This window comes from Nocardia sp. NPDC057668 (assembly GCF_042799795.1).
Classification (GTDB): domain Bacteria; phylum Actinomycetota; class Actinomycetes; order Mycobacteriales; family Mycobacteriaceae; genus Nocardia.
Genome location: NZ_JBHVIC010000009.1, coordinates 155,584 through 171,290, shown reverse-complemented (window position 1 = coordinate 171,290; position 15,707 = coordinate 155,584). Strand labels below are relative to the sequence as shown.

The following is a 15,707-nucleotide window of genomic DNA, read 5'->3' as shown; positions in this document are numbered from 1 at the left end:
AGGATGACGTCAGCGGGTGACGATGGTGGCCGAACCGTGGCCGAACAGGCCCTGGTTGACCGCGATGCCCGCCTTGGCGTTCTCGACCTGCCGGCCGTCCGCCTGACCGCGCAGCTGCCAGGTGAGCTCGCAGATCTGGGCGATGGCCTGGGCCGGGATGGCCTCACCGAAGCAGGCCAGGCCGCCGCTGGGGTTCACCGGGATGCGGCCGCCCAAAGTGGTTGCCCCACTGCGCAGCAGCTGCTCCGCACCGCCCTCTTCGCAGAGCGCGATGTCCTCGTACCAGTCCAGCTCGAGCGCGGTGGACAGGTCGTAAACCTCTGCGAGCGAGAGATCTTCGGGTCCGAGCCCGGCTTCCTCGTACGCGGCGTGCGCGAGGGAGGACCGGAAGGTGCGGGACGGCGGCTCGACCGCCACGGCCGAGTCGGTCGCGAAGTCGGGCAGATCCAGCACCGTCTTCGGGAAGGTCGGGGTGACCGTGGACAGCGCCTTGATCCGCACCGGATCCGCGATGCCGTGCCGGCGGGCGTAGTCCATGGAGGTCAGGACCAGGGCCGCGCCGCCGTCGCTGGTGGCGCAGATGTCGAGCAGGCGCAGCGGGTCCGAGACGATGGCCGAGGCCGCGATCTCCTCCGTCGACACCTCTTTGCGGTAGCGCGCGTTGGGGTTGTTCAACCCGTGCTTGGCGTTCTTCACCTTCACCGCGGCGAAGTCGTCCAGGGTCGCGCCGTGCAGCGCCATGCGGCGGCGGGCGTAGAGCGCGAAGTAGATGGGGTTGGTCGCGCCGAGCAGGTGGAAGCGCAGCCAGTCCGGGTCGTCGCGGCGTTCGCCGCCGACCGGCTGGAAGAAGCCCTTGGGGGTGGTGTCCGCGCCGACGACCAGCGCGACCTCGGTCAGTCCGGCCAGGATCTGGGCGCGGGCGTTGGCGATGGCCTGCGCGCCGGAGGCGCACGCGGCGTAGCTGCTCGAGATCTGCGCACCCGACCAGCCCAGCGCCTGGGCGAACGTCGCGCCCGAGACGAATCCGGGGTAGCCGTTGCGGATGGTGTCCGCGCCCGCGATGTAGCCCACGTCCTGATGGCTCACCCCGGCATCGGCGAGCGCCGCGCGCGCGGCGACCAGGCCGTATTCGACGAAGTTGCGGCCCCATTTGCCCCACGGATGCATACCCGCGCCGAGGACCGCGATGTCGCGATTCGTGTCAGTCATTGACCGGCCTCCACATCCACACCGTGCGCTCCGCTTCCTCGTCCTCGTACAGCGTGCCGATGGTGAGTTCCACCGGCATGCCGACGGCCAGGTCGTCGACCGTGAAACTGCGGTCGACCTGGCCGAGGATCACCATCTTCTCGACCTCGAGCTCCACCGCCGCGACGACGTAGGGCACGAACGGGTCGGGCGAGACGTAGGGCGCGGGCGGCTTGTACCGGGCGTCGGCGTACGACCAGATGCGGCCGCGCGTGGAAAACAGGTACTCGGCGAGCTCGGTGCCGTCGTGCGGACCGGAGCACTGCGGGTTACGGCAGGCCAGGGTGTTCTTCGGGAAGTACGGTGTGCCGCACTCGTTGCACCGGGTTCCCTGCAGACGCACCTGACCGTCATCCGCAGTGAACCAGTCGGCCACGGCGGGGCGTTGTTCTTTCTGCACAAGCCGACGGTATAGGAACACGTTCTATTTTGGGAGGGGGAATCTGTTCCGCGCCCGCGTACGCGCGGGTACGGTGAAGGCGGCCAGAGGATACGACGCGTCCTCGCCCGGACCTGGAGTACCACAACGCGATGGGCACCAAAGCTATTGATCCGCAATCGATCCGCAACGTCACCGTCGTCGGTGACCCGGACGAGACAGGCCGGGTGGTTCACCACCTGCTGCGCCGCTCCGGCAAACCCCGGACCAGCACGGAACCTGTTATTCACTGGGCGCCGGGGCGGGCCGAGCACACCATCCGGGTAGCCGAGCTCTCGAGCCGCGCGCCGCTCGCGGAACTGGAACGCGAGATCCGGGTGGCCGACGGGCTGGTCTTCGTCGTACACGCCGGTCGCTGCCGCGGACCTCGTCTGGAGACCCTGCTGCGCGTCGCCGACGATCATCAGGTGGCCCGGCTCTGCCTGATCACCGGCCTGGACGATCCCGGCGCCGACTTCGACCGCTGCGTGCGCACGATCGCCGAGACCCGGGGCGCGACCCCGCTCCCGTTGCAGATTCCGATCGGCTCGGGCGCGGCGTTCGGCGGCGTCATCGATCTCGTGCAGATCCTGGCCCTGCAACCCCTGGCCGCCGAGCTCTACGGCCCGCACTGGCACCTGGCCGAGAACCGCTACCGCGCACTGGTGGACACGGTCCTGGACCACCCCGTCCCCGGCCCGCATCCCGGTGAACTCCCGCTGAACCAGTTCCACCACCGGGTCCGCCGCCGCACCCGGATCGGCGATCTCGTGCCGATCCTGTGCAGCGCCGCCCCCAAGAGCAACGACACCGCCCCGCTCCTGGACGCGATGGTCCGGTACCTGCCTTCCCCGCTGGACGTGTGCCAACCCGAACACGCGCTGGATTACTGACCGGGTGGCCCCCCACCGTGCCGGTCGCCGAGCGCAAGCCTGTCTGCGCGAGAAAGTACGCCACCTGCGAAAGGTGAAGCGCGGGTTCAACGCTGGTGCGCGGGCGGGATCGGGTCCGGCAGCGCGCAGCGGGCCAGTTCGTGTTCGGGGACGCGGTCTATGCGGTAGGCGGCGTAGTCGAAGGCGTGGGTGAGGTTGCGCAGGAAGCGGTCCCGGGTCAGTGGGGCCCGGGTGGAAGCCAGGAGGTCCCGGGTCTTGGGGCAGGTCAGGGCCGTGTGGATGCGGGTCACCCAGTCCTCGCCGATGTAGGGCGGCAGGGCGGGATAGCGGTCGGCCGCGCCGGAATCGGCTATGACCCAGTCGGTGTCGAGGTTCTTGTCGTGGCCGATGCGGGCGTCGGGGAATCGGAAGCTGTGTGCGGCCAGGGGATAGGCCAGGCCCATGGGGTCCAGGACGCGAACGTGCAGCGGGGTGTTCATGCTGATCATGCCGAGGTTGATGAAGTAGACCGTGTGGGGCGCTGGCGGATCGGCCGCGGGTGGGATGACCTGCCAGGTCCAGTCGGGGGTGTTGACGAGCAGGCCGCCGCCGGGGGTGTTCGCGATGTCGCGGAGCATGGCGCGGATCCGTGGGTAGCCCAGGTAGTCCTCGGCTCGGATCGGGTGCGCGCGGCCGGTGGTCCGGATGTAGTAGCCGCGTTCGTCCGCGATGCCGGCGGCGGTGATCCGGTTGGGGGTGTCGATCGCGGTGACTCCGGTGGCGAGCGAAGCCCAGCCGATCGTCCCGATCAGTGTGGCCCGGAGGGCGATTGTCGCGAATCGTGTTCTTCCGAGCCGTGTTCGTCGATCTCCGTCGCCGATTGAATCAGCTTGGGCGACAGAGACTGTCGCGGGCAGCACCGCGACCGGTAGCAGCGCACAGAACAGCGCGGGCAGCAGCATGCGACCGTGCATGAAGTCGCCGCCGACACGAATCTCGTAGCCGGTCAGCAGGATCGAGCCGGCCACCATGACGCTCACCACGGCCCCGGGACCGCGCAGCCGCCGCCGCGCGCCACGCAGGAGCTCGGCCGGTCGCACACCGGCCGGAGCGGATTCCACCCGGCCCTTTCCGTCACCGGTCCGGGCCGAGTACACCAGGATCAACCCCGCCGCGCCCAAGAGCAGCAGCGGAACCCAGAGCCGGTACGGTCCCGTGAAGTCCCACAGATACAGCAGCCCCTGCCGCCACTTCGCCCCGCTCGCATCCTTGGCGACCGCCGTATTCGGGTACGGCAGCGCGTAATAGCCCATCCGCCACACCTGGTGCGCCACCGGCGCCAGCCCGGCCGCCGCGACGATCAGTGACCGGAAAGCCCACGGCCGCAACGCTGTTCCCGGTGTTGCCGCGCCGCAGATCACGAGCAGGCTCGCCGCGCCGATCACGGTGAGTTCCGGCCGGATCAACGGTGCGAGGCCCGCGACGAACGCGAGGGCGAGCACCCCGGCGGCGCCTGGCCGCGCCGCCCGGCACCAGCGCGTCAGCCCCCACCACAGCACCGCCAGCCAGCAGATGACCAAGCTCGATTCCAGCCCGGAGGTGGCGTAATCGCGGGCAGGCGGCACCGCGATGTAGACGAGAATCCCCGCGGGGAAGAGCAATCGGGATCGACCCCACAGGCGTGCGGTGCCCAGCATGGCGAACACGACCGCCGCCGCCGACAGCGTCAGCGCCACGCCCAGTGCCACGTATTCCATTCGCGCACCGGTCAATTCGGTGCAGAACGCGAGCAGATACGTCCACGCGGTGCTGGTGTTCACCTCGACCCGCTCACCCGCGTTGAAGACCGGCCCGTGGCCTGCCAGTAGATTTCGCACGGTCCGCAGGACGGTCAGCCCGTCGTCGGCGATCCAGCGCCGCTCCCACCCGCCCAGCACGAAAAGCGCTGCGGTGAGGCATGTTCCACCGAGGAGGACGAGATGTGACAGCCGGGCGCGCGACCGGTCCCGCTCGGGCGCGGAATTCGATGCCGGCGCGCGTTCGAGGGTCAGCGTCACCGGACGAGCCCTGCCCCGCCGACCGGGGGCAGGTTCCCTCGATGGTGCGCCACACCCGCGGACCGGATAGCGCCGGGCAGCCGGAAGCGGCAGCTCATGAGATCCCCCTCGTCATTCGTATGCGATGCTAATGAGATCCCGCGCCCGCGACCACCCGCTGATATCAGGGGCTGTCGCGCCGCGCCCGTGTCCCGGAGAGACCGGCCGCGAAGCCGCCCGCCCCGCGCGGTCCAGCCGCCCGCCCCGCGATCGGCGGCCGCGTACTCCGCCCGCGGCTGCCGCCTGCTCCGGCACCGGACGTGCGGGCGGTGTCGATCGCGGGTTCGCCGTCGAGACCGGGCACCGAGGCAGGTGCGCTACCCCGCACCCGTCGACCGACCGCCGTTGCCGAATACGCGGCCGGGGCACCGCAGTCGCCGTCCGCTCGCCGTCCGCACATCCCGCCGACCGGCCCACCCTCGATCGCCCGCGGTTAGCGAAGCGTGTCTCCCCGCTTTGCCGCGCAACCCCGATTACCGTCCTCCCAATGCGTCGAGTCCTGCTCGTCCTGTCCGCCGCGATGATGTTCGCGGGCGTCGTGCACACCCCCGCGGCCGCCGATCCGGGTGGCTGGCAGCGGGCGCTCGACGACATCGTCGCCAGCGGCGCGGCCGGGGTGCAGGCGCACGTCGAGACGCCGTCTGGACCGTGGGACGGCACGGCCGGGGTGGTGCGCCTCGGCGGCGGCGAGCCGATTCCGGCGGGTGCCCGGTTCCGGATCGGGAGCATCACCAAGACCTTCACCGCGACCGCGCTGCTGCAACTCGTCGGCGAGGGCCGCATCGGTCTCGACGACGGGGTTGCCGGGTGGCTGCCCGAGTACGGCTTCGACCCCCGGATCACGGTGCGGACGGTCCTGGCTCAGACCAGCGGGCTGCCCGACTACCTCAACGGCGGGTCGGGTTACGCCCCGCTGGTGGGTGATTCGCTCGGCGATATTCGCCGCACCTGGCAGCCGTCGGAGTTCGTGCACTGGGCCACCGACAAGCCGCTGGAGTTCGCGCCCGGCAGCGCCTGGGCGTACTCGAACACCAATTACATCGTCGCGGGCATGCTGATCGAGAAGGCGTCGTGGCTGCCCTATCACGTCAACATCTACACCCGGATCACGCTGCCGCTGCTCATGTTGAGCACCGGGGTGCCGCAGACCTTCGACCGGGTGCTCGGCCCGCACGCGCACGGCTACTACGACTACGGCGGCGGCCTGCTCGACGTCACCGACCAGAACCCCTCGTACGTGTGGGCGGCGGGCGGAATCGTCTCCTCCACCAGGGATCTGAGCACCTTCTTCGCCGGCCTGCTGGGCGGAAGGCTGCTGGCGCCGCATCTGCTGGCCGAGATGCGCGCGTTCCGGCACGTGAACGACACCTATGACTACGGGCTCGGGCTGTACGAGTTCCGGCTCGGCGACGGCTGCGTGGGGCAGGGCCACACCGGCTACGTGAACGGGTTCGGCTCGCGCGCCCTGCGCAGTCCGGACGGTCGCTACAGCATCTCGCTGTCGATCACCGATGCCGCCGGTGACTTCTCCGGGCCGGTGCGCAGGCTCGTCGAATCGGTCATGTGCCGGAGCTGAGCGCGGATCAGCAGGCCTTGCCCGCGGTCTCCGAACTCAATTCCGCCAGCAGCGCCTGAATCGCGGGACTCGAGTCCGCGCTACATCGCCATGCCGCGTACACCTCGCGCTTGGGCGGGCGCCGCAGCAGCCGCGGCACCAGTTCCTCGCCCATCGGTGGCCGGGCCAGCCGCGGAATCAGCGCGATGACCTGTCCGGAGGCGACCAGCGACAGCTGCGTGGCGAAATCGTCGATGAGGTGCCGGACGTCGGGATCCTCGCGGGCCTCGGCGAACAGCCGCCGGAACCACTGGTGGCACACCGATCCCGGCGGGCTGGTGACCCAGGCGTGCCCGGCGAGGTCGGCGCAGGTGAGCGGTCGATCGAGCCGGGCGAGCGGATGTGTGCGCGCCATGACGACGTCGCCGAGGTCGGTGTACACCAGCCGCTGGGTGAGTGAGGACGGCAGCGCCGCGGACAGTCCGTCCGCGTCGTGCACGAGCGCCAGATCCGCGGTGCCCGCGTCCACGCTGTGCAGCGCGCGGTCGGGATCCTGCTCGGTGATCCGCACCTGGACATCCGGATAGCGCGCGGACAGCCGCGCGATGGTCGGCGCGAGCAGCCCGCGAATGGCGGTGGAGAACGCCACCACGCGCAGGGTCCCGGTGGGCTCGCCCTGGGAAACCAGCTGGGCCGCGGCCACGCAGCGCTCCAGCGCCTGGAAGACCTCCGGCGCGGAATCGACGATGACCTGACCGGCCGGTGTCAGCACGACCTTGCGCCCCGCGGGCGCGAGCACCGCGACCCCGAGTTGACGCTCGAGCCGCTTGATCTGCTGGGAAACCGCCGAGGCGGTGAATCCGAGTTCCTCGGCGGCCTGCGCCAATGTCCCCAGGTCAGCCACCGATCGCAGCGCTCGCAATGCTCCGACGTCAATCATGAAGGCAGACTACGGGATTCCAGTAAGAAAGCATTGCTGGACCGAAATCGCCGGGCCGGGGCAAGATTCCAGCCATGATCGCGGACCACCATCGAGCCGAACAGCCCTCGGCGCCGATCACACGATGGTGACCCCGATCCAGCCCGCTGGCGCGCTCGGCGCGTGCGGCCACGACGATCTCGTGCGCCGCATTCACTGATCCGACCGCCACGGTGGTGTCCATCGATGTACCCACCTGAACCCTCTCAGCGCTCGTCCCCGCCTCGACCGCGGTAACCGCAGCACCGCGTCGAGTCCGGGCCGACCGCTCGATGAATGCTGTCCGCCAGGTGCCGGGACCCGCTCTCCCACCTGACACCATGTAACAGAGAGAGTCCTGATCAGTGGTTATCGCCCCATGGGTTGACTTCTTGACGCGCTGGAACGAGGGCGCGGTGACTCCCGGCGAGCTCACCGACTGGCAGACCGACGCGCTGCGGAACGTGCTGGGCCACGTCGCGGACAAGTCGCCCTTCTACCGCCGCCGCCTGGCCGGCGCGGACCTCGACATCGGGGAGCTGGGCGACCTGGCGCGCATCCCCTACACGACCAAGGATGATCTGCGGGAGGCCCTGCAGGACATGCTGTGCGGGTCCATCGCCGATGCCGCGTTCTACTTCGAGACCACCGGCACCACCGGCAGGCCCACCCCCTGCCCGCGCGCCGAGATCGACTTCCACCTCAACTGGCTGCCCCTGGCCCATGCCTTGGAAAAGGTTGTGCACCAGCACTTTCCCGAGGGCGGCGAGCGTCCGGTGCTGGCCGTGATCGCCCCCAACGACGTGCATTCGGCCTGCCTGAGCCTGTCCTACGCCGCCAGGCACGTGGGCATCACCAAGCTGGATCTGTTCCCGGTCTCACCCACGCTCGGCTTCGCCCGCTTCTTCGAGGTGCTGGTCGAACTGGGCGTGAACATGCTCTACTGCTCGCCCGGACTGCTCATGGCGCTGGCGGAGATGAGTTCGGCCTACGGGGTGGAGGTGCCGGAGGATCTGGCCGTCAAGGTGCTGCTCACCACCGGTGAGATGTGCACGGACAACATGCGCGAACTGCTGGCGCAGACCTGGCAGGCCGCGGCCTACAACTTCAACTACGGGTCGCAGGAGGCCGGTGCGCCGGCCGCCACCCGGCCCGACGGCTCGGTGGTGATCATCGAACCGACCTATCTGCTCGAGGTCCTCGACCTGGACACCGAGCTCACCCTGGGCTTCGAGGGATACGGCGAACTCTGCCTGACCTCGCTGGTGCCCGGTCTCAAACCGCTCATCCGCTACCGGACGGGCGATCTGGTCCGCATCACCCCGGACGGCGCCGGGCACCGCACCCTGCAGGTGCTCGGGCGGGTCAAGGACATGACCGAACTCGGGGGCGTCAAACGCAGCGCCGCCGAGATCGACACCGCGATCCTGGCCGATCCCGAGCTCATCTACGGCTACGACCTGGACGTGTTCGCCCAGGACGGGCAGGACCGGCTGCGCGTGCGGCTCAAGGCCAAAGAGGGCGCGGACCACGAGCGTCTCAAGGCGCTGGTGGCCGAGCGCCTGACCGCCGCCTTCGGGATCGGCGTGGAGGTCGGGATCCATCCGCTGCTGGATCTCAAGAGCACCACCGGGGGCTGGGTGAGCTGGAAAACCGCCCGTATCAAGGATCTTCGCGATCCGTCGGCCGCGGACATCGAGTCGCGATCCGCCGACAATCTGGCCCGCGCCGTCGAGAGGGCGATCTGAGATGACCCAGCACATCCTGACCGGAGCCACCGGATTCGTCGGCAGCCACCTGCTCGCCGATCTGCTGGCCGGCGACCCGGCGGACACCGTGCACGCGCTGGCGCGCGGCAATGCCGAGGGCTCGGCGGCCGAACGGATCGACGCCGCGCTCGCGGCGGCAGGCGCGAGCCCCGCCGCTTCCGAGCCCCGCCTCACCGTGGTGGAATCCGAGCTGACCGCCCCGCTGTGCGGAGTCGATCCGGCCACCGTCGCGCGCGGCGACGGACCGCTCGTGTTCTGGCACCTGGCCGCGTCACTGCAGTGGCGAAAAGGCCAGCGCGAGCAGATATTCCGGACCAATGTCGAGGGCACGAAGCAGGCACTGGAGCTGGCGGCGAGCCTGGGCGCGGACCTGTTCGTGTACGTCTCGACCGCGTACACCTGCGGCGCGCTGCACGGCGACATCGCCGAGGAGCTGCACCGGCCTCCGGCCTTCAGCAACGTGTACGAGGAGAGCAAGTGCGCGGCCGAACACGTGGTCGCCGGCGCCGAGGGCGGCCCGCGCACGCTGATCCTGCGGCCGTCGGTCATCGTGGGCTCCTCGGTCGACTTCCGGCCCAGCGGCAGCTATTCGGGCCTGTACGGCTATCTCAGTGAATTGCGCAAATTCAAGGAAATGCTCGGCGACTCCGAGGAATCGGTGCGCTACACCGCCGATCGCGCCGCCCGCATCTCGTTCATTCCGGTGGACCACGTCGTCACCGACGCCCGCGCGGTCGTGAATGCCGAACTGGCGCAACCGAGCCGGGATATCTACCACCTCACCGGCCGGTCGGAGTCGGCCGTTGGTGACATGACGGATTATCTGCTCAAGCTGCTCGCGCTCCAGGACCGGCTCTGCATCACGAGCGAGGAGATCCCGGATCCGACCATGCTGGAGAAATTCTTCGCCAAACGCATCGAATTCTTCGCCGACTACATGCGCCGGGAGAAGCGGTTCGTCCGCACCGCCGCACCCGATCGCGCTGTGCACATTCACGAGATCACGAAATACATCGACGCGGAGAACCGGCTCTGAGAACGCGTGGCCGGTAATCCATTTCGTCGGAACGTGAGGTAGTCGTGAACGTCGCAGATCATCTCGTCGCCGGGCTCGTGACAGCGGGCGTCGAGGTCGTTTTCACCGTGCCGGGCGAACAGCACGACCCCATCTTCCGGGCGCTGGCCGCCACCGACATCCGGATCGTGCAGTGCAGGCACGAGCAGGCGGCGGCGTTCATGGCCTACGGGTACGCCAGGTCGAGCACCAAAATTGGTGTCTACCTGGTGATATCGGGTCCGGGCGTCTTGAACTCGATGTCCGGGCTCGCCACCGCGTACGCGGGGAACATCCGGGTGCTGTGCCTGGCCGCGCAGGTCCCGGTGCCGTTCCTGGACCGGGGTCTCGGTGTGCCGCACGAGATTCCGGATCAGCTGGGCACGCTGGCCTCGATAACCGGCTGGGCCGCGCGCATCGACCGGCCCGAGCGGGTCACGGCCGTGGTCGAGGAGGCGTTCCACCGGCTCGGTCACGGGCGGCCCCGGCCGGTCGCGATCGAGATACCCACCGACGTCATGGGCGCGGAGGTCGAGACCACCGAACCCTGGTCCGTCACCACGGTATCCCCGGCCCCGGACCACGACGCGCTCGACGCCGCGCGCGCCGTGCTGGCGGCCGCCCGCGCCCCGATGCTCTACCTGGGCAGCGGTGCGCGCGGCGCGGCCGCCGAGATCCGCGCGCTGGCCGAGTCGCTCGGGATTCCGGTGGCCACCGAGATCGGCGGCCGGGGCATCGTCAGCGACGACCACGAACTGTCGGTCTCGCTGCCCACCGCCCACCGGCTGTGGTCGCGGGTGGATGTGGTGCTGGCCGTGGGCACTCGCCTGCGCCGGCCGTACGCCGAATGGGGCGTGGCGGGTCTGCGCATCATCCGGGTGGACGTGGACGAGCGGGAGATCCACCGCGTCGCGCCGCCGGAGGTGGCGCTGGTGGGTGATGCCGCGAGCATCGTGCGCGCGCTGGCGGACGGGCTGCCGCCCGCGGGTCCGGGGCGACCGCGCACCGACTGGACCGCCGCGGTCGCCGTCGCCAAAAGTGAAGTCGAGCAGGAGATCTCGACCCTGGTGCCGCAGGTCGACTACCTCGATGCCATGCGCGCGGCGCTACCGGACGACGGCTACTTCGTGGACGAGCTCACCCAGGTCGGCTACACCGCCCGGGTGGCCTTCCCGGTGCGCAGGCCCTCGACCTACATCTCCTCCACCTACCTCGGCGCCCTGGGCTTCGGCTACGCCAGCGCGCTCGGGGTCAAGATCGCCCACCCGGAGCGGCCGGTGCTGTCCATCTCCGGGGACGGCGGATTCCTCTACACCGCAATGGAATTGGCGACCGCCGTGCAGCACGGCATCGGCGTGGTCGCCGTGGTCTTCAACGACAGCTCCTACGCCAACGTCGAACGCTCCCAGCGCAACTACATGAAGCGCGCGCTGGGCACCGACCTGCTCAACCCGGACTTCGTCGCACTGGCCGAATCCTTCGGCGCGTACGGCGTGCTCGCCAACGATCCGCCGGACCTGCGCACCGAGATCGAGAAGGGCTTCACCCGCACCCGGATCCCGACGGTGATCGAGGTGCCCGTGGGCGACCTGCCGAATCCGTGGCCGTTCATCCGGCTGCCGAAAGTCCGGTGACGGCCCCCTCGCCGCTCGGCGCCCGCACCGGCGCCCACTACCTCCCAGGAGACGAACCGTGTCCATAGATCCCAAGAACCCCCTGGCCTTTCGTGCGGCCCTGGCACACACCCGCACCCAGGAGATCGCCTACATCGCGCGCATCTGCCAGACGCACCCCGACGCACTGGATCTGAGCTTCGGGCAGTCGGATCTGCCCACCCCCGAGGTGGTGTGCCGCGCGGCCGAGCGCGCGATCGCCGAGGGCAAGACCACCTACGCCTACCGGCGGGGCGTGGAGCCGCTGCGTCAGGCGATTCTGGACTACCACCGTCAGACCCACAAGGTCGACCTCGATCCCGAGCGGCTCTCGGCCACGTCCTCGGGCATGACGAGCATCATGGTCTCGCTGCAGTGCCTGGTCGAACCCGGCGACAACGTCATCGTCGTGGCCCCGGTGTGGCCGAACGTGGTCATCGCCATCGAGGCCATGGGCGCGACAGTGCGCTTCGTTCAGCTGGATTCGGACGACGACGTCTGGTCCCTGGACCTGGACAAGGTGGCCGCGGCCTGCGACGACCGCACCCGCGCGATCTTCGTGACCTCCCCGAGCAACCCCACCGGCTGGATCATGAGCGGCCCGCAGCAGCGCGAACTCCTGGACCTGGCACGGCAACTGGGCACCTGGGTGATCGCGGACGAGGTCTACGGCCGCATCGTCTACGACGGCTCCGAATCCACCCCGTCCTTCCTGCAGGTCGCCGCCGACGACGATCCGCTGTTCGTGGTGCAGAGCTTCTCCAAGACCTGGTCCATGACGGGCTGGCGGCTGGGCTGGCTGATTCACCCCGCTGCCCTGGCGATTCAGGTCGGCAACCTCAGCGCCATCAACAGCACCGGGTCGGCCACCTTCGTCCAGCACGCCGGGGTCGCGGCCATTCGCGAGGGCGACGCCTTCCTGGCGCAGTTGCGCGAGCACTCCTCGGTCGGGCGGCGCATCGTGACCGCCGCGTTCGCGGGTGAGGATCGCATTGTGGCGCCGGAGGTTCCGGCGTCGTTCTTCTCGTTCTTCCGCATCGCCGGGGTGACCGACTCGCTGGCCTACGCCGAGGAACTGATCACGCGCGCCGGGGTCGGCATCGCGCCCGGCTCGGCGTTCGGGCCCGGCAACGACGGCTGGTTCCGGCTCTGCTTCGCCCAGGATCCGAAGCGGCTCGAGACCGCGCTGGACCGGCTGCTGTCCGCGATCTGATGGTCCGGCGGACTTACCTTTTCGATCGGTGCTGGAGGTTCCGGTGAGCAAGAGCACGCGCGGTGGCGCGTTCGACAAACCCCTGCCCGACGGGGTCGGGCGGGACACGCTCGGGGTGCGCGGCGGGCTCATGCGCTCGGGGTTCGAGGAGACCTCCGAGGCGCTGTTCCTGACCTCGAGCTTCGTCTTCCCGGACGCGGCCTCCGCCGAGGCCGCGCTGGCCGGGGAACTGGATCATTTCGTCTACTCGCGCTTCCGCAATCCGACCGTGGCGATGTTCGAGGAGCGGATTCGGCTGCTCGAGGGCGCGGAGGCGTGCTTCGCCACGGCCAGCGGCATGAGCGCGGTGTTCACCGCGCTCGGCGCGCTGCTGCGCGCGGGCGATCGCCTGGTGGCCGCGCGCGGGCTGTTCGGCTCGTGCTACGTGGTGTGCAACGAGATCCTGCCGCGCTGGGGCGTGGAGACGGTCTTCGTCGACGGTGAGGATCTCGCGCAGTGGGCGGAAGCACTGAGCGAGCCGGCCACCGCGGTGTTCTTCGAAACCCCCGCCAATCCCATGCAGTCGCTGGTCGACGTGGCGCGGGTGTGCGAGCTGGCGCACGCGGCCGGTGCGACGGTGGTGCTCGACAACGTGCTGGCCTCCCCGGTGCTGCAGCGCAGTTTCGATCTCGGCGCGGACGTGGTGGTGTATTCGGGCACCAAGCACATCGACGGGCAGGGCCGGGTGCTGGGCGGGGTGATCCTGGGCTCGAAGGAGTACATCGAGGGGCCGGTGAACACGCTCATGCGCAACACCGGACCGTCGCTGAGCCCGTTCAACGCCTGGGTGATGCTCAAGGGTCTGGAGACCATGTCGCTGCGCGTGAACCATTCCAGCGCTTCGGCATTGCGCATCGCGGAGTTCCTGGAGCGGCATCCGGCCGTGGCCCGGGTGCACTATCCGTATCTGCCCTCGCATCCGCAGTACGAGCTGGCGCGGGCGCAGATGAGCGCGGGCGGCACCGTGGTCACCTTCGAGCTCGCCGCGCCCGAGGCCGAGATCGCCAAGAAGCGGGCCTTCGCGGTGCTGGACGCGCTGCGGGTCATCGACATCTCGAACAACCTCGGCGACGCGAAAACCCTCGTCACGCATCCGGCGACGACCACACACCGTTCCATGGGCCCCGAGGGCCGCGCCGCGGCGGGCATCACCGACGGAGTGGTGCGGATCTCGGTCGGCCTGGAGAACGTCGAGGACCTGATCGCGGATCTGGAATCCGCCCTGAACTGTTGCGGCGCATGATGTTTCGCCGCACATGAACCAACGACCCCGGCGCGCCGCGCTTTCCGGCGGCCGCCACATCTCTACCAAGGAGTGAAACGAATGTCTTCCACAACTGACCCGGGATCCCTGGCCTCGATCACGAACGAGGAGATCATGGACAGTCACCTCGGCGGCAAGCTGACCGTCGAGCTGTCCACCGCGGTCGAGACCCAGCGCGATCTGTCCATCGCCTACTCCCCGGGTGTCGCGCAGGTCAGCCGGGCCATCGCGAAGGACCGGACGCTGTCCAAGACGCACACCTGGGCCGAGCGGCTGGTCGTGGTGGCCAGTGACGGCACCTCGGTACTGGGCCTGGGCGATATCGGCGCCCTGGCCTCGCTGCCGGTGATGGAGGGCAAGGCCGCGCTGTTCAAGAAGTTCGCGGGCCTGAATTCGATTCCGCTGGTGTTCGATACCACCGACGTGGACGAGATCGTCGAGACGCTGGTCCGGCTGCGCCCGAGCTACGGCGCCATCAACCTGGAGGACATCTCGGCGCCGCGCTGCTTCGAGATCGAACAGCGGCTCATCGAGGCGCTGGACTGCCCGGTCATGCACGACGACCAGCACGGCACCGCCATCGTGACGCTGGCCGCGCTCAACGGCGCGGCCAAGGTGCAGGGCCGCGACATCGCCGGGCTCAAGGTCGTGGTGTCCGGCGCGGGCGCGGCGGGTGTGGCGTGCAGCGACATCCTGCTGGCCTCGGGGGTGCGCGACATCATCGTGCTGGACTCCAAGGGCATCGTGAGCCGGGACCGCGCCGACCTGAACGAGGTCAAGGCCGACCTGGCCGCGCGCACCAACCCGCGCGACATCACCGGCGGCGCGGCCGAGGCCCTGGCCGGCGCGGACGTCTTCCTGGGTCTGTCGGCCGGTCTGATCGCCGAGGATCTCATCGCCACCATGGCTCCCGAGTGCATCGTGTTCGCCATGTCCAACCCGGATCCGGAGATCCACCCCGACGTCGCGGCCAAGTACGCGGCCATCGTGGCCACCGGGCGCAGCGATTTCCCGAATCAGATCAACAACGTGCTGGCCTTCCCCGGCGTGTTCAAGGGTGCGCTGGACGCGGGCGCGCGCCGGATCACCGAGGGCATGAAGATCGCGGCGGCCGACGCGATCCTGTCGGTCGTCGCGGACGAACTCGCGGTGGACAAGATCGTGCCCAGCCCGCTCGATCCGCGGGTGGCCCCGGCGGTCGCCGCGGCGGTGGCGGCCGCGGCCCGGGCCGAGGGCGCGGTCTGATCCGCCGCCGCACACCGTAATTCACGCGATACATCAGCGCCCGGTTCGTAACGGCCGGTCGCTGGTTTATCGGTGTATTTCCCTTTCTGAAACATGTTCTGAATATTGTTGGCGCGCAGTCCCTCTCGGATTGTGAGCGATCACAAAGCGGTGCTCGCGTTGCCGGATGACTCGCACAGGGGATGTTGCGAGTTCCGTTGCAGGGGTTTGAAACGTCGGTTAGCATGATCGCGGAACAAACGAGTTATGTTGTGGCAGAACTAAATTCGCAGGACTACGGCTGTTCATTCGCCGGAGTTCGTTTCGATTATCGCTGCGCAATTC

General features: G+C 69.2%; 13 protein-coding genes. 8 read left to right on the top strand and 5 right to left on the bottom strand.

Translation table 11 applies throughout. From position 1 onward, the window contains the following. Positions 1 to 9: 9 nt before the first annotated feature. Both ACFVBH_RS38790 and ACFVBH_RS38785 read right to left on the bottom strand, forming a co-directional pair. Positions 10 to 1,209, bottom strand: a complete 1,200-nt coding sequence (locus ACFVBH_RS38790; RefSeq protein ID WP_379011120.1) for a lipid-transfer protein — start codon at positions 1,207 to 1,209, stop codon at positions 10 to 12. Continuing rightward, complete coding sequence (locus ACFVBH_RS38785) at positions 1,202 to 1,648, bottom strand: Zn-ribbon domain-containing OB-fold protein (RefSeq protein ID WP_379011118.1); 447 nt, start codon at positions 1,646 to 1,648, stop codon at positions 1,202 to 1,204. Before ACFVBH_RS38785 ends, ACFVBH_RS38790 begins: the two co-directional genes overlap by 8 nt. A gap of 131 nt (positions 1,649 to 1,779) precedes the next feature. Here ACFVBH_RS38785 and ACFVBH_RS38780 point away from each other — a divergent pair, with 131 nt between their 5' ends. Then, a complete protein-coding gene (locus tag ACFVBH_RS38780; RefSeq protein WP_379011116.1) occupies positions 1,780 to 2,559 on the top strand; it encodes a GTP-binding protein in 780 nt (259 codons plus the stop codon). Between the two features lie 86 nt (positions 2,560 to 2,645). Here ACFVBH_RS38780 and zomB read toward each other — a convergent pair whose 3' ends face one another. Then, entirely contained in the window at positions 2,646 to 4,595 is a 1,950-nt protein-coding gene (gene zomB / locus ACFVBH_RS38775; RefSeq protein ID WP_379011111.1) for a flagellar motor control protein ZomB, read from the bottom strand. 526 nt (positions 4,596 to 5,121) lie between these two features. On the opposite strand from zomB, the gene ACFVBH_RS38770 reads away from it, so the two are divergent. Next, on the top strand, positions 5,122 to 6,210 hold the full coding sequence (locus ACFVBH_RS38770; protein ID WP_379011108.1) for a serine hydrolase domain-containing protein: 1,089 nt from the start codon (positions 5,122 to 5,124) through the stop codon (positions 6,208 to 6,210). Positions 6,211 to 6,217: 7 nt separating this feature from the next. On the opposite strand, the gene ACFVBH_RS38765 is transcribed toward ACFVBH_RS38770, so the two are convergent. Both ACFVBH_RS38765 and ACFVBH_RS38760 read right to left on the bottom strand, forming a co-directional pair. Next, the gene (locus tag ACFVBH_RS38765; protein WP_354991324.1) at positions 6,218 to 7,129 is read right to left on the bottom strand and encodes a LysR family transcriptional regulator; all 912 of its coding nucleotides are present in this window, start codon (positions 7,127 to 7,129) and stop codon (positions 6,218 to 6,220) included. Further along, on the bottom strand, positions 7,122 to 7,352 hold the full coding sequence (locus ACFVBH_RS38760) for a hypothetical protein (RefSeq protein ID WP_354991323.1): 231 nt from the start codon (positions 7,350 to 7,352) through the stop codon (positions 7,122 to 7,124). The genes ACFVBH_RS38765 and ACFVBH_RS38760 overlap by 8 nt, the downstream gene beginning before the upstream one ends. A 187-nt stretch (positions 7,353 to 7,539) precedes the next feature. Here ACFVBH_RS38760 and ACFVBH_RS38755 point away from each other — a divergent pair, with 187 nt between their 5' ends. From ACFVBH_RS38755 to ACFVBH_RS38730, 6 genes are all read left to right on the top strand, one after another. After that, positions 7,540 to 8,895 (top strand): phenylacetate--CoA ligase family protein, encoded by a 1,356-nt coding sequence (locus tag ACFVBH_RS38755; protein ID WP_379011101.1) that lies wholly within the window; start codon positions 7,540 to 7,542, stop codon positions 8,893 to 8,895. A gap of 1 nt (position 8,896) precedes the next feature. Beyond that, on the top strand, positions 8,897 to 9,952 hold the full coding sequence (locus ACFVBH_RS38750; protein ID WP_379011096.1) for an SDR family oxidoreductase: 1,056 nt from the start codon (positions 8,897 to 8,899) through the stop codon (positions 9,950 to 9,952). A 44-nt stretch (positions 9,953 to 9,996) separates the two neighbouring features. Next, the gene (locus ACFVBH_RS38745; RefSeq protein WP_379011092.1) at positions 9,997 to 11,604 is read left to right on the top strand and encodes a thiamine pyrophosphate-dependent enzyme; all 1,608 of its coding nucleotides are present in this window, start codon (positions 9,997 to 9,999) and stop codon (positions 11,602 to 11,604) included. Between the two features lie 58 nt (positions 11,605 to 11,662). After that, positions 11,663 to 12,835, top strand: coding sequence for a pyridoxal phosphate-dependent aminotransferase (locus tag ACFVBH_RS38740; protein WP_379011087.1), 1,173 nt, complete (start codon positions 11,663 to 11,665; stop codon positions 12,833 to 12,835). A gap of 43 nt (positions 12,836 to 12,878) precedes the next feature. After that, positions 12,879 to 14,117 (top strand): O-succinylhomoserine sulfhydrylase, encoded by a 1,239-nt coding sequence (locus ACFVBH_RS38735; RefSeq protein ID WP_354990014.1) that lies wholly within the window; start codon positions 12,879 to 12,881, stop codon positions 14,115 to 14,117. A gap of 81 nt (positions 14,118 to 14,198) precedes the next feature. Then, positions 14,199 to 15,383: an NADP-dependent malic enzyme gene (locus ACFVBH_RS38730; RefSeq protein ID WP_354990013.1), complete on the top strand. Its 1,185-nt coding sequence runs from the start codon at positions 14,199 to 14,201 to the stop codon at positions 15,381 to 15,383. The last annotated feature ends 324 nt before the right edge of the window (positions 15,384 to 15,707 follow it).

What these genes read in the sequence shown, in the direction of transcription:
- ACFVBH_RS38750 (WP_379011096.1), top strand. Translation starts at nt 8,897, where the DNA reads ATGACCCAGCACATCCTGACCGGAGCCACCGGATTCGTCGGCAGCCAC.
- ACFVBH_RS38760 (WP_354991323.1), bottom strand. Translation starts at nt 7,352, where the DNA reads ATGGACACCACCGTGGCGGTCGGATCAGTGAATGCGGCGCACGAGATC.
- ACFVBH_RS38770 (WP_379011108.1), top strand. Translation starts at nt 5,122, where the DNA reads ATGCGTCGAGTCCTGCTCGTCCTGTCCGCCGCGATGATGTTCGCGGGC.
- ACFVBH_RS38790 (WP_379011120.1), bottom strand. Translation starts at nt 1,209, where the DNA reads ATGACTGACACGAATCGCGACATCGCGGTCCTCGGCGCGGGTATGCAT.
- ACFVBH_RS38765 (WP_354991324.1), bottom strand. Translation starts at nt 7,129, where the DNA reads ATGATTGACGTCGGAGCATTGCGAGCGCTGCGATCGGTGGCTGACCTG.
- ACFVBH_RS38730 (WP_354990013.1), top strand. Translation starts at nt 14,199, where the DNA reads ATGTCTTCCACAACTGACCCGGGATCCCTGGCCTCGATCACGAACGAG.
- ACFVBH_RS38780 (WP_379011116.1), top strand. Translation starts at nt 1,780, where the DNA reads ATGGGCACCAAAGCTATTGATCCGCAATCGATCCGCAACGTCACCGTC.